This is a genomic window from Rhodococcus sp. ACPA4 (assembly GCF_002300185.1).
GTDB classification, from domain to species: Bacteria; Actinomycetota; Actinomycetes; order Mycobacteriales; family Mycobacteriaceae; genus Rhodococcus_F; species Rhodococcus_F globerula.
Genome location: NZ_NSDY01000003.1, coordinates 69,377 through 82,249, shown reverse-complemented (window position 1 = coordinate 82,249; position 12,873 = coordinate 69,377). Strand labels below are relative to the sequence as shown.

Genomic DNA, 12,873 nt, shown 5'->3' with positions numbered 1-12,873 from the left:
GCTAGTGAACAGCATCTTCTCGCACTGACGCCTATTAGTCGCGCCCCTAATGTCCCGTGATCTTCTTCGATGAGATTCGGAAGGATTCAGGCGGGCTCGAGACCACCCTCGGCGGCGAAGACCAAATGGCCGTCGTCGGGGGCGATCGCCTACCGCAGCACCGGCGCCCAGTCCCGACCCAGATCAGAGGACGGTACCGGCGTAGTCATCGACCACGACCCCGACCTGCGGTTCGGTTACGCCGGTCCGTGATCCGGGTGTCGGGATTACGGTGACCCGAGAACCGACCGCAATCGGGCGGGTGCGTTGAGCGTCAGAATCGGTCATGGAGCTGATTGTGACCGAGCCCGATAACTGCGGTGGAATTTAGCTAACCCGCCCTGAGTGTTGCGAACTTGCGCCCGTGCCGACGGCGACTTTGTGCGGCAGGGAAGCATAAACGCATCGAGGTCCTTCCTGCACGGCGTAATTGGCAGCGGACTAGCGACTGTACGGTATTGTGCAGTCTGATTGCAGTTGAATTTGCAATCAGAATCGACCAATGCTCAATTTGGTGAGCACCATTCACTAAGGACGACCGTGATCAAGTCTAGCCATCTAGTAGCCCTCGCTTGTGCCGGTATGTTGCTGACTGCGTGCTCGGCCGAAAGTTCCAATGCGATACCAGAGACCTCGAGTAGCACGAAAAATACGAGCACTTCAACACCCGCGAAAGTGTCGACCGAATCGCAAGTTGACCGGCTCGTATGCATCGGTGACGAAGGCCTGGAACGCTGGGGGCTGGGTATCTATGCGACGTACAAGGACCTTCTTCAAGGGAAAGATTCCTCGATGACCGCAGTTACCCTCGCTCGACAATTAACTGATCTAACAATGGTAGCGTCGAACGGCGAAAATGAAGACGGATCGAAAATCATCAACGAAGCCAGTTCGGAAATCCGCCTAGCAATTACAAAGATGATTCAAGACGCGGATCGTAAGGCGCAGCATTTTGCTGACGCCGCTGATAAAAGATTTGCTCCCGATAATGATGTGACTGATGCCATGACCTCATACACTCAGGCGCTCGCCGCGTGCACGACAGCTGGATATCAACCGTCATGGTTCAATATCGAGGAATTAACCGGAAATTAGCTTCAACCTTTCAGGTTCGCTTTTCGGGTCTTCTCGGTCGTTACCGAAGGCGTGCGGGAGTGACGCGGCTGAGCCAGAGTTTCTTCTGGCCAGCCGAATTCGTCGAATGCGATACGTTCGTCATCCGTCAATGTCGCCATCGCCATGGTGTTCCTGCCGCCGCGAGCATCGCGCCGCGCTGGGCGTGGATATGGTCCCCATGCTGCGGCCGAACTTGTCGGCAAGATCCCGCCCAGGCAGGTGGATATATCGCAAACGTCGGGAACGCCGGGCGAATGTCGCGACGTCTGCAACGAGCCCACGCTGATGCCCATTGCCGCGCCGATCAGGCGTATATCGTCACCGGCCAACGTGATTGGAGTAGCGCAGCTCTTCGTTATGGGATAGTCGTAAACAGTCTCACCGACACAAACTGCTGCCTGGTCGTGGCATTCGCCAGCCCGGCGCCGGAGTCGGTGGGCGCGATACTCGGTCTACGGAGGCCGGGCGTTCGGTTCAACACCCTCCCGCTCACACATCCGCAGATGCTCGGCAATCCACGCGCGTAGGCGTCGATCGTTCGGGAGTTCGTCCCAGACCAGTCCACAGTCGCAGCCATGCGGTCGCCTGTGCATGCGCCCAGCAGTGGCCACTTGTCGTCCAGCGTTACCCCGCTGGTTGCGCGTTGTCCGCCCCATTGCGGTTGCGGCGGTGACGGCTGTCGTGGTGGATGCTCGCCTCTACCTCTTTCCATCTGGTGATCGTTGTCCGCCGTGCCGGGGGCGATCCATCGGCGCAGTCCTGGGCGGAGGGTTCTGGCGGGAGAGCGATCCCAGAGGCGAGACCACTGTTGTGGTAAATCGGTGGCTGTTGGCGTCGTAGAACCTCGTATGTGTGTCGGCGAAGGTCGGCCGGGTCTGGGGCGAGGTCGGGATGCGCGGTGGGCAAAGGGTGATGATTCAGGAGGTTGCTGGTGTGTGCTGTGCAGGTCGCACGAGAGTTTCCGGGCTAGGTTCGCGGTCACATCAAATATGTTCGGCCCGAGCCTGATGGGGCTTCGGGCCGAACACAGTGGAATGTGAACCGCAGGGTCAGTTGGTGGTGAAGAAGCTGGGGCTACCCGTGAACCCTGCAGATACCGACCATAGCCCGTCGGCTCCGGCCGGAACAGCAACGCAAGTGTTTCCCTCCGCGATGCCTCCGGGGTAGACCTCGTCCACGTCACTGAGATCATCGGGGATGACGCCGCATCTGTCGCCGTACGCCTTGTTGTCCGAGCCGACGAACTTGATCCTCAGGTCGATCCAGGCGGTCCCGGTGTCATCACCGGTGTAGGTCGCGGTGACCGGCACGATCCAGAATTCCATTCCGGGCTTCGGCGAATCGTTGAACTGGTTTTCGGCGCTGACCTCGTTGCCGGCCTCGCGTGGAGTGCCGAGGACGATGTCCCAATCGTCGTTGGCGACCATCGCGCCGATGGGAAGGGGGTTGTCCCGGCTGCCAGCGGTGCTTTTGCTCTCGCCGCTCGTCGCGGACCCGCCGGTGGAATTGGGTTCGGCTGCCGAGAGGTCTGATTCGCTGAATGCTTCGTCGACAGCATCTGTGACCACGGTGAAGAAGACGATGAAACCGACGAGGGTGCCAATGATCGCGACGATGACCGCAGCGATGCTTGTGCCTTTAACCTTGCCGGATTGGCAGAGTCCGACGATGCCGAGGATGAAGGCGATGGGGAGCAGGATCCATCCGACGATGAGGGCGCCGGGAATGCATGCGAAGACGAAGCCGAGTGCTGCGGTGATGACGGCGATCAAGCCGATGGTGTTCTTCTGTTTCACCGGCTGCTCGGGCATTGGGGGGTAAGGGGCATAACCGGGGGGCGGGCCCATGGGGGGTCCGGGCGGCGGCATGGTCATAGTCGTGTCCTCCATCAGAGTGATGTGCCTGTCGCGTGGCGAATTTCCGCCCGCGCGTAGAGGGTTGTTGCTTGGCTAATTCGAGTGTGTGGTGCATCCGCCTTGCGGGTTATCCATTTCCGAAATGGACTCATTTTCGAGGTGGATGTTCGAAGTGCTTCTCAGATATAAGCAGACATCAGTGACAAATACGAAAAAGCACGTGGATGCGAACAATGTCCACACAGCGGTGAATCCTTATCGGGGCACTGTCAGATTGTTGAAAATACCGGATCTGGATGATCTGCGGGTGTCGTTATATACAAGGGGTTCCAGTTTTCCGCGGGCGATCATCGCCCACTGCGTATGGCTCTCCACTACCGGTGAATGTCCTTGTCACGCTGACCCTCTTCGCGCGGCCACCATGGCGGTAACAGTTGTCCGCTGTGTCGCCCACAGGTGCATGGACGCCGGCGATCGATGCTGCCTGCGCGGCCACCGGACTGGTCACGGCCATTCTCGGAGTGTTCACACTGGCCACAACCCGGAAAATCGGTGCAGGTACCTCAGGGCGCTCTGTTGTACGACCGCGGAACCACCGCGCAGCCAATCGAAGTCAAATCTTGTTTCGGTCGGGTCCATTACCGCCGATGTTCTCACTGTGAGGGTCGAGCCGAAAGTACCGACCATGGGTGATCTGGATGATGGGTTACCTCCGCAACCCCACTTGGTGGTCCTGACACGCCGCACTCGCCGACGCAGACCACAGACACAGACCTCGTCTTAGCGAACGAGCAGCCGGCCAGATTCACACCGATAGAGATGATGAGCCGATTGTTGAGCTGGAGCTACAGGTTCATGCACATCCCGACAAGTGATGGCATCGCGACGGGCATCTACGAACGGGCGGATGCCGATCGTCCGCACGGTAGCCACGGGCAGCCGCGGGTCTTGATCGGTGGCCGTCCGCCTCTCCCGTGCGTTATCATTGATTTACGTGCGAAAATCAACGAAAGGTGTGGAGATGTCGGACGCAGCGACCAGCAGTACTAAAGACCGCTTCCTGCACGGTGACCTTCCCTTCGAAGACGCACTGAAAGAGGTCACCGGTACCGACCTCGACCGAAGTCATCTCTGGCATATCCTCGAAGGCCTCGCCTCCGAACGCAGAGCCACCGCGCCAGTACTTTCTGCTCACGACGCACACATTCTCGACGATGCCGGGTTTGTCGCTGATCCGGTGGCGGCGGCGTCGGCGCGGGTCGATCGCGATATTCGCATGCAGAACTTGGTGCACGAATCCTTCTCCATCCCGGACGCCGCCGAGCGGCTCGGCGTCACGCCGGCGCGGATCCGCCAACTCCTCGCCGAACACAAGCTGTGGGCGTTCGCCTCTGGCCGAAACCGGTTGCTTCCGCCCGCCCAGTTCACCTCTATCGGTCAGGTACCGCACCTCGACCGGATCCTTCCGCTGCTCGAGGGCGACATACATCCGTTGTCTGTGCAGGCGTTGCTCACTACGCCACAGCAGTCGTTGATCGTCGAGGGAGATCCGGTGTCGATCGTGGCGTGGCTGTCCGGGTGCGCTGGAACCGATGACGACATCAGCCAGGCCGTCGATGTGATCACCTCGGCGCAGTGGGAATCCGCATAGATGGCGTCGATGTTACCTGCGCCGCCGTCGATCGAGGACCTCCGCGATGCGGGAATTCTTCCCGACGAGGTGATCGAGTGGAAACCCGGCGACGTGATTTGGCGGGTGCACCGCACCACCGGCCCCCACGTCCTTGCCTGGAACGGACTTCGCACCTTCGGGCCGGTCCTTCGGTTCGATCATCATCCGCTCCCTCCGGCCGATCGGGCGAGATACGGAATTTGGTACGGCGCAAGCAATCCCCGTGGTGCTCTGGCCGAAGCATTCCAATCCTCACGCACCATTGACAGGCGGCACTGCGAACCGTTCCTGACAGGCGTAAAGCTCGTGAGGTCACTGCGCCTGCTCGATGTGTCCGGAATCGGTACCGGCGTGTGGGCAACCCGTGTCGGCGGGAACCATGCGCTCGATTCGGCAGCGCACCGCCGAACCCAGCATTGGGCCAGGACAATTCACCGCGCCCATGACAATCTGGATGGAATCATCTACCGGGGCCGGTACGCCGGCACCGTGTGCATGGAGTTGTTCGAACGCGCTACCGACGCATTCCCTGCTCTTCCGGAGTTCTCGCAGCCGTTGAGTCATCCGGCGTTGGCCGACCGCATCTACACCGCGGCGCATGAACTCGGCTACACGATCATCTGAGGCGTCCGCTTCGGCGCGTCGAGGGCATGGACCGTACGGGGCCCCGCCAAACGTGGGGCGATAGTGTCCATTGGATAGCGGTGTCCTCAAATGGCCACACGGAAACTGTTACGTATAAACGATTTGTCATATATCTTCCGTCTGGTGGGTGCCTGCCCGTGGCCCCTGCACATTCCGTACGCGCGCGGTCGAACTGGAAGGGCGTACACATTCGTGACAGTTCTCCATCCGCCACACCCACACTGGTGGCGGGCCCGGATGACGATGACATTTCCACACTTTTATCGGACCGCTCTCCATTGCCGTGGCGGTTACGGCCACCGATTACCTTCCGCGCGCGCCGACAGTACGTTCATGCCGCTGGGCAGCCAAGCTACCGCGAGCCGTGACCGTGGTGAAGGCCCTCAGCGCTGGATCGGTGTCCGCAGGGACTTCGTTCTCGCGACCGGGTGACGCACCACTGTGGTCACTTACAAACGACGGCGGCATCGACCTGATCGTTTCGAAGCTGTTACCCAGCAATCGAATTCAGTCGATCTGGGATATCAAACTGTAGGGTTTCACAATTCCGTCGAGGGGAAATCATGAATATCGAGACCAATAGCGCATTTGACGATGCCGCATCTGCCGCCGTTCGCGCGGAAATACAGAAAGCCAACACCGCGCCAGGAATCGATTTCGGGCCGATGATGGTACAGGTAGACAAGAAGAATTCCGGCCGTTTCCGGTCAATCTGGACGTCGGCCTTGACGCATCTTCAAATTCCGCCAAACGCGACCTTCTTCCAGTGCCAGTCGTCGAAGGTGCCCGGTGCCTATCGCCCCCTCGGTGACATCATGACAACAGCCTTGCCGTTCGCCAACGGCAAGACGGACGGACAGGTCGCGCCGCCCGGAACACTCCTGTTCGCGCCTAATACAAGCGATCCAACGGTTCTAGCGCAGCCAACAGGCTTCTCTTGGATTGCCGACGACAAGCACTCGGAAAACCCCAACAATATTGCCTACTTTGTTCCAGTCGCGCCGACGGGGTATGTAGCGATGGGACTTTGTTGGGGGCAGAACGGAAGTCATCCCGATCCAACTGCCTATTGGTGCGTCCGGGCGGACCTTGTTCGACTCGTCGACCGCCAGCTGACCTGGTCATCCGCCAAACAATATTGGACGTCCCACAGTGGGAGCCTCTACTCGTCAGTGATGACTGCGACTGCGCAGTCCGGACTCGACCATGCCGAGATGTTGGTCATTCCTCAGACCTTCCTGCCTGATCCGGAAGATGGTTCGATACCCAACTATGCGCTGCTGCTGAAACAGCCGGCAGTTACGCTCGAACTGGACGCACAGTTACCCGATCCGAATACGCCGGAGCCGACAGGAACGAAGTTGAACGCAGGTGTTAGTGCTGTGGCCGTCGTCCCCTGGATGGCCGTCGCCAATGACTCCAGCTTCCCCGACAGGCCGGACAATTCCCCCTTCTATTTCGTTGTCGCAGAACCCTATTGGCAGTCGATCGAGAATATCCCTTCGCCGGCCGGTGGGAGCTACGATATCCGCCGGATGCTGGGCACCTCCGAATCCAACTCGCAGACCTTCTCCCAGTCGACCTCCATGGAAATCTCAGCAGATTTCGGACTGGAGTTTGAAGGTTTGTCCGCCAGCGTTTCGACCAAATACACAGAGACCTTCTCGATGGAGACGCAGACAACGGCCGGGGTCGATACGGAGGTGGAGGTAATCACGACGATCACGCTCCCCTCGGCGCAACAGATCGGCTTCTGGCAACTTATGCTGCAGGTTGCCGTCTTCCGCGGCGACGGATCGAAGATGCAGACGCCCTACGGCTTCCGAGACATCCGAATGTCGATCCAAGCCTGATCGACGCCTGATGTGCCCTCGGTTTGACGGAGTCCCTCATCTGTCCTGGCTCGGGGAGGGGGCGGGGTTGTCCGTATGGATGGCGCTCGGCGCTGTGCGGCAGATTCCTGAGCGCGCACTCGGTTCGGCAATGCCTTGTCCGGGCATATGCGCTAGAATTGTGTACATGGCAACTCTTCCGGTCGCTGATGCCAGGGCGCAACTATCCCGCCTCGTCGACGAGGCCGAGCGCACACATGAACGGTTCGAGATCACCCGCAACGGGCACCGTGCGGCGGTGCTGCTCGGTGCCGACGATTACGACGCGCTGCGCGAGACGATCGCCGTGCTGGCCGATGAATCGCTGCTGGCGGATCATCTGGCCGGCATCGCCGACGTCGAGGCCGGTGACACCCTCGACGCTGCAGGTCTTGCCGATTTCCTGGGCAAGATTCGGGAGTGAGCACTTCCGACGTGCCTTACACTCTGGCGGTGGCCCGCTCTGCCGCCCGCTCCCTCAAGCAAACCTTTCTCGAGAAGGTCGCCGCCGCGGTGTACGAGTTCATCACCGGGCCGCTGCTCGAGAACCCCCACAGGGTCGGCAAGGCGCTCTCGCCGCCGCTGGTGCCGGCTTACTCGGCTCGTCGCGGCTCGTACCGGGTGCTGTATCTGATCGATGAGCGATCCCGTCGGGTCACGGTTACCGCGATTTCGCACCGCGCCGATGCCTACCGCACCTGAGCCGACCAAAACAGCCCTGTGACGTGTGGATGACATGTCCCCTTCGAGGTTGAGGAAGTAGTTCCACGAACTGCCATATAACGAGGTCACGAACCCCACGAACTCGAGGGGTTCGAGACGTCGTTTTTTGCTGAGGGGTCGGCAGGCGATGTCTCCGACATCGCCTGCTGCGCAGATCACCCGCATCGACGCCCTCCTCGCCGGCGCCAACACGACGACTCGTCGAGCGGTGTCAGAGTCGTCTGATTGCCCACGTCGCCGCCGAGATGGGGATCTCCCGCCAATGCGCCTCCACATGGGTCAACCGGTATCGCAAGTGCGGTGACCTGGGCTTACAGGACCGATCCAGCACGCCACACACTCACCCGGCCGCCACAGCAGCAGAGGTAGGGCCGTTCCTGTATTCGCCAATGAGTGCCTGCACCATGGATTGCAGTAGTTCGACTCGGGTCGTGTGCGGCAGGTGATTGAGCAGAAGTTGTACTGACTGTGCCTCAACATGTTCGGGATCGGAAACCAGCTGTAGGGCTGTCAGGAACGAGAGGTCTGGCATCTTGCGGCTATCGCTGGACAGCGTCGTGCTGAACCGCTCGACGAGCCAGTCGATGCTTTTTCTTCGCTAGTCTGTGGGGGCGCTCTGCTAACAGCGCGTCAAGTTGTGCATCGATCGCCTCGAATGCCGTGCGCCCGTAGTCCGCGGTGGGACCAGATCTGCATCCATATCGACTCCAGTAGTGAGCAACTCCCGACGGCTTGCTCCCAAGGCAGTTTTCGCATCCTGTCACAACGCGCTAGGCCCAACCGAGGCGAACTCTCACCACAGAGCAGATACTTCGGCATGGTGCTGCTGGAGGAGCTCTACGTCTATCGAGTTCATTCCCACTTTTGCGCCTTCAAGCTTCATGTAATCGGTGTATTGGGCAAGGGTAGGGGCGACTGCGACCGTCATAGTTATCGGATTGATTGCAATCAGGCCGGCGTCGAACAGCTGGTGGATATCGGACCTCAGCAGCATTCCCTCACTGACACTGTGTGTTTCGTGCTCGGCGAACGGGCGTAGGTGTGCTGCTTGGAGAGCCTCTGCGGGGCAGGGGCCGGTGACTGCGCAGTGCAGTCCATACTTCTGCAACAGAGCCTTCCGAAATTCATTCTGTCCGTTGCGGGCTTTCGTTCGACTGTCGCGCCTGCCACCAGGGATTTTGACATCGAGTTCACCGGCCTGCGCGGGCGGAACGGATACACCGAGATCGTCAAGGAGCTTTTCTAACTCCTTGATGTCACACGGCCGAATCGAGTGTTGCGAAGCGCCGGTTAGATGAGGTTCGAGATCTGCATACGAGATTGCACCATCGAGCGCCCGCCAGCCTATTCCGTAACTCGCGACATACTTCTCGACAGGTTCGTATCGCTCGACAGGCTCGATTGCACGGGCGCTGCATCGCCGATTGCCGCAGGCGTAGCCGTTGGTTCTTTTTCGTAACTCCGCGCTGGCATTTCCGCAGACGGGGCAGCGACGGCGGAGCTTCTCGCCCGGTGCGTGTTCAATTGTGTCAATCCTGGATACGCCGAATACAGTTTTCGACTCCCGAACGATGACTAGGTCGCCGACTGACGCTTGCTTGTAGTACGCCACGTCGTTGTCGTACAGATACCGGACTCCCAGTACGTCGGCGTAGCCATCGTTCCCGTGCCAGCTCCGCTCGCCTTCGACTGCTGAGGTCAATACCCACGCCCGCGCTTCGCCCATCCCTGCGCCCCTAGTCTTTCTGGATCGATCTCAATCTGCGACGACTGTACGGGTGAAGTCTGACATCGACGGCATGCCCCGGCGGTTTCGGGAATGAAACGCCCTGGAATTCAGAGGTGACGCCCACGCTTTCTTGGGAGTCCCTCCGGGGGAGCGGATTCGGGCGACGAGAACAACAAACAATGATCGCTGCCTCACCCGAACTCGCCGGCGTCGGTGTGGGGGTCAGTTCTTGGTTGGTTCGGGAACGGCCCAACTGCAACTTTCGCGATGGCGGCGCAGTGCGTCACGATCGGGGTGATGGTTCGGGTTTGCAGGCAGTTTCAACGGCACACCGTTATGGCTGCCGTATTCGGTTTCCAGTAGTGCTGGCGTTACTCGGACATGGAGATTTTCGTCGACGGTGATGCGTTGAAAGTCGAACAGGGTGTGGAGGTCGGAGCGAAGGAGCAATCCGTTGTTGACGTGGTTGGTGTGGTCGCCGTGATAGCGGTCGATGTGTGCGGCTTCCAGGACGGTGAGCACTGTGGATCCGGTGATGGCGCAGCTGCCGTTGTAGGCGTCGATCAAGGAGTCTCGGAATTGTGCTTGTCCTCGTCGCTGCGCGACGTCGCGTTGTGCGAATGTGCGGAGGTCGTCGCCGGGCTGGTAGGTGCGTGGATCACCGGGCAGGGGTTGATCGGGTTCGGGGAGTTGCTCGAACAGAGCGCGTAGGTACGTTTGTCCGGCGGGGTCTTTCACTTCGATGCGTCCGTTGCTCGCGGGGACGGTGATGCCCGTTGCGGCGGCCAGTTCTTTCCATCGGGGGGTCTGCAGCGGCGTTGAGCTTTGTGTTTGCAGTGTGAATCGCCACCGGTAGTTGCCGGTGGCGACGTCGTGCCAGTGTGCTGGCGGATGGGTGGCGTTTAGTTCGAACGTTGCGGATGTGGCGCGGGCCCATCCGATGAGGCCGGTTTCGGACATCCAGAAGAAGATGTCATCGCCTGGTTCGATTTTGGTTCGTGGTCTGGTGTCCCAAAATCCGTCTTGTTGCGCGAAGTCCCAGTGGTCTGGGTAGTCCTTCGATATGACCAGTACCCATGCAGTCAACGCTCATGCGCCTATCCCGTTTCGCATCGGGTGGAGGCGTGTCCTGCAGCGGAAGCCTGTCGGGCCGTGCTCGTATGTGTCGTGTGGTTATTCAGTTATTTAGTGGTTCAGTAGTTTTCGTTTACCAAGTTGTGCAGGGCGTTCCTTGTCTCTTCGTCGGTGGAGTAGATGACTGTGCCGATCATTCCGCGGGTGAGCAGCACCTTGTAGACGTTGCGGACCAGCTTGTCGAACCGCGCATCGCTGATTTTCGTGGAGTTACGGAGGTCCGGGTCCTGGTTCGCCGTGCGGACGGTTGTGAACTTGCCGTCGCGCCACACGAGGTCAGGGCCGATGATGACGCCGTTCCAGTCGAATTCGAATCCCTGGGCTGTGTAGATGCATCCGACCTGTTCGAATCCACCGTTTTCTGTCGCCCAAAGCGGTGCTGGGGGAGCATCACCTATTCGCCTGTCGCTTTTGCTATTCCACGGTTTGGACCAGTTTTCGATGTGGATGTCGGGGACGAGTGCACCGTCCTTGCGCGGGTTACTCCACGGCCAGCAGTATCCGGCTGTCATGCGCGCAGAGTATCCCTGCTCTCGTTGTAGGGAGAGGAGGTTCTCGAGTTCTTGTGGGGTGTCAGCGATTCGGACGGTGAAGCGTGAATCGCCCGTCCACTGGCAGGGTTTCTCGTCGCCGAGATGCAGGAGGCGTTTGACCCACTGCACGTATTCCTCACTGCCGCCGCAGCGAAACTGTTCTCCCAGATGGACGTGCTGCGTCTCAAGTCCCAAAGTCCTGGCGTGGCGCCGAATCTGTTCGAGGGAGCCCATCTCGCCTGGCCGGACCACTTGATGTTCGTCGAGCAGGAATACGGGAACCCTTGCGGCGGAAATCAATTCATCGATCTGAGGGCGGTTGGTTCTCAGTTCGGCTTTGGTGTAGCGGTCGACGGACGTTTCGCGGATCCGATGGGCCTCGTCGAGGATGAGAACGTCGAGGCCGTTGCGTTCAGCTGTCATGAATTGGTTGAAGTACTTGAACATCTTCTGCACGCGGGGAGCGCGGGCGCCGGCCACTTTCCGCAGGGTCTGGGTGAACGAGCGTGAGCCGGTGGCATGGAGGACAGTGCTGCCGCTCCGGGCGAGCTCGCCGACGAGGGACAGGGCGATGGCACTCTTACCGCTGCCAGGACCGCCGGTGACGACGATGATTCGCTTGGTGTCGAGGCCACGGGCATGTTCGACGGCATGAAGGACCAGGTCCACTGCCAATTGTTGCTCGCCGAGGAGATGGAACTGCGATCGCTCGCGTAGTTCAGCAGCGGCAACGGCGAGGAGCTGCTGTGACGGCGAGGTCGGGGAATGCAGAAGTGCATCGCCCGCATCGGTTCCGCTGTTTGGGTTCAGACGTGTTCGGAGGAAGGTAAGCATGTCGTCGCGATCTGCGGCGGTGAACAGGCGGGCGGTGTGCCCAGTCGATGATGAACGCAGCTCGGTGACGGCTCCGGGGTCGGTCACGTTGTGCAGGTAGGCGATTCCGGCTACCGGGTCCGGCTGATCAGCGAGGGCAGTCGCGAAATCGGCGAGATAGTCGCAGTAACTCTGCACTTGAGTTCGAGGGTGCAACCTAGGTCTACCGGGAAGCTCGGGAGTCTCCACGAGATCAGTGCTGTCTTCATACTTGTGCGCGGCCGACCACCCTTTGAGCTCGAACACGACATACGATGGTGCGCCGGTATCAGGATGGGTCCCTGCGAGTACGACGTCAGCGCGCTGCGACGTCAACGGGAGTTGATACTCGACGAGCATGTCGACCCCACCGAGACCGGCATCGGCCAGTTCGCGTGCGAACCCAGGGAGGCCAGCACTCCAAGACTTCAGTTCCGTTTCGCTTACACCGTGGTCGGTACGACAACGCATCGCGTCCTGCAGTTGCTCAGCCAGCAACTCAGGGTGAGGCATGCCGACAATCTTGTCGGCGGTAGTACGAAACAACGTCACGGTCAGGTCCCCAAGGCAGCACGAATCCAGTCGTGCGGGTGGGGGCATGTCCGTAGCTGTGAATCACAGCGGAAGTCCGTCGGGCCGCATCGAACAATCTAGTCGAATGCCCTGGCTGTTCTTCAGTCACCGGGGCTACCCGCGGGGTACA

11 protein-coding genes and 1 pseudogene are annotated in these 12,873 nt (G+C 60.0%); 7 read left to right on the top strand and 5 right to left on the bottom strand.

Features of this window, described 5'->3' with window-relative positions; all coding sequences use genetic code 11:
• Positions 1 to 183: 183 nt before the first annotated feature.
• Positions 184 to 327 carry a hypothetical protein gene (locus CJ178_RS32975; protein WP_179300884.1) on the bottom strand — a complete coding sequence of 48 codons (144 nt, stop codon included), beginning with the start codon at positions 325 to 327 and terminating at the stop codon, positions 184 to 186.
• Between the two features lie 387 nt (positions 328 to 714).
• Between CJ178_RS32975 and CJ178_RS30480 the strand changes: the two genes are divergently transcribed.
• Positions 715 to 1,134: a hypothetical protein gene (locus CJ178_RS30480; protein ID WP_095888810.1), complete on the top strand. Its 420-nt coding sequence runs from the start codon at positions 715 to 717 to the stop codon at positions 1,132 to 1,134.
• 1,070 nt (positions 1,135 to 2,204) lie between these two features.
• Here the strand turns inward: CJ178_RS30480 and CJ178_RS30470 are convergent.
• Positions 2,205 to 2,951, bottom strand: coding sequence for an MptD family putative ECF transporter S component (locus tag CJ178_RS30470; protein ID WP_143547566.1), 747 nt, complete (start codon positions 2,949 to 2,951; stop codon positions 2,205 to 2,207).
• A gap of 1,081 nt (positions 2,952 to 4,032) precedes the next feature.
• On the opposite strand from CJ178_RS30470, the gene CJ178_RS30465 reads away from it, so the two are divergent.
• The 6 genes and pseudogenes from CJ178_RS30465 to CJ178_RS30435 form a co-directional block, all read left to right on the top strand.
• Positions 4,033 to 4,662 carry a helix-turn-helix domain-containing protein gene (locus tag CJ178_RS30465; protein WP_095889102.1) on the top strand — a complete coding sequence of 210 codons (630 nt, stop codon included), beginning with the start codon at positions 4,033 to 4,035 and terminating at the stop codon, positions 4,660 to 4,662.
• Positions 4,663 to 5,307 (top strand): RES family NAD+ phosphorylase, encoded by a 645-nt coding sequence (locus CJ178_RS30460; RefSeq protein WP_095888807.1) that lies wholly within the window; start codon positions 4,663 to 4,665, stop codon positions 5,305 to 5,307.
• 584 nt (positions 5,308 to 5,891) lie between these two features.
• Positions 5,892 to 7,181: a Vps62-related protein gene (locus CJ178_RS30450; RefSeq protein ID WP_095888805.1), complete on the top strand. Its 1,290-nt coding sequence runs from the start codon at positions 5,892 to 5,894 to the stop codon at positions 7,179 to 7,181.
• 166 nt (positions 7,182 to 7,347) lie between these two features.
• Positions 7,348 to 7,623: a type II toxin-antitoxin system Phd/YefM family antitoxin gene (locus CJ178_RS30445; protein ID WP_373557497.1), complete on the top strand. Its 276-nt coding sequence runs from the start codon at positions 7,348 to 7,350 to the stop codon at positions 7,621 to 7,623.
• Entirely contained in the window at positions 7,620 to 7,901 is a 282-nt protein-coding gene (locus CJ178_RS30440) for a type II toxin-antitoxin system RelE family toxin (protein WP_257013590.1), read from the top strand. Before CJ178_RS30445 ends, CJ178_RS30440 begins: the two co-directional genes overlap by 4 nt.
• Before the next feature lie 167 nt (positions 7,902 to 8,068).
• Positions 8,069 to 8,287, top strand: a pseudogene (locus tag CJ178_RS30435) (helix-turn-helix domain-containing protein); the annotation flags it as partial.
• Positions 8,288 to 8,715: 428 nt separating this feature from the next.
• Here CJ178_RS30435 and CJ178_RS30430 read toward each other — a convergent pair.
• From CJ178_RS30430 to CJ178_RS30420, 3 genes are all read right to left on the bottom strand, one after another.
• Positions 8,716 to 9,534, bottom strand: coding sequence for an HNH endonuclease (locus CJ178_RS30430; protein WP_179300883.1), 819 nt, complete (start codon positions 9,532 to 9,534; stop codon positions 8,716 to 8,718).
• A gap of 339 nt (positions 9,535 to 9,873) precedes the next feature.
• Positions 9,874 to 10,737, bottom strand: a complete 864-nt coding sequence (locus CJ178_RS30425; protein WP_143547565.1) for an HNH endonuclease — start codon at positions 10,735 to 10,737, stop codon at positions 9,874 to 9,876.
• Between the two features lie 107 nt (positions 10,738 to 10,844).
• Positions 10,845 to 12,722 carry a DUF2075 domain-containing protein gene (locus tag CJ178_RS30420; RefSeq protein ID WP_095888801.1) on the bottom strand — a complete coding sequence of 626 codons (1,878 nt, stop codon included), beginning with the start codon at positions 12,720 to 12,722 and terminating at the stop codon, positions 10,845 to 10,847.
• Positions 12,723 to 12,873: the final 151 nt, after the last annotated feature.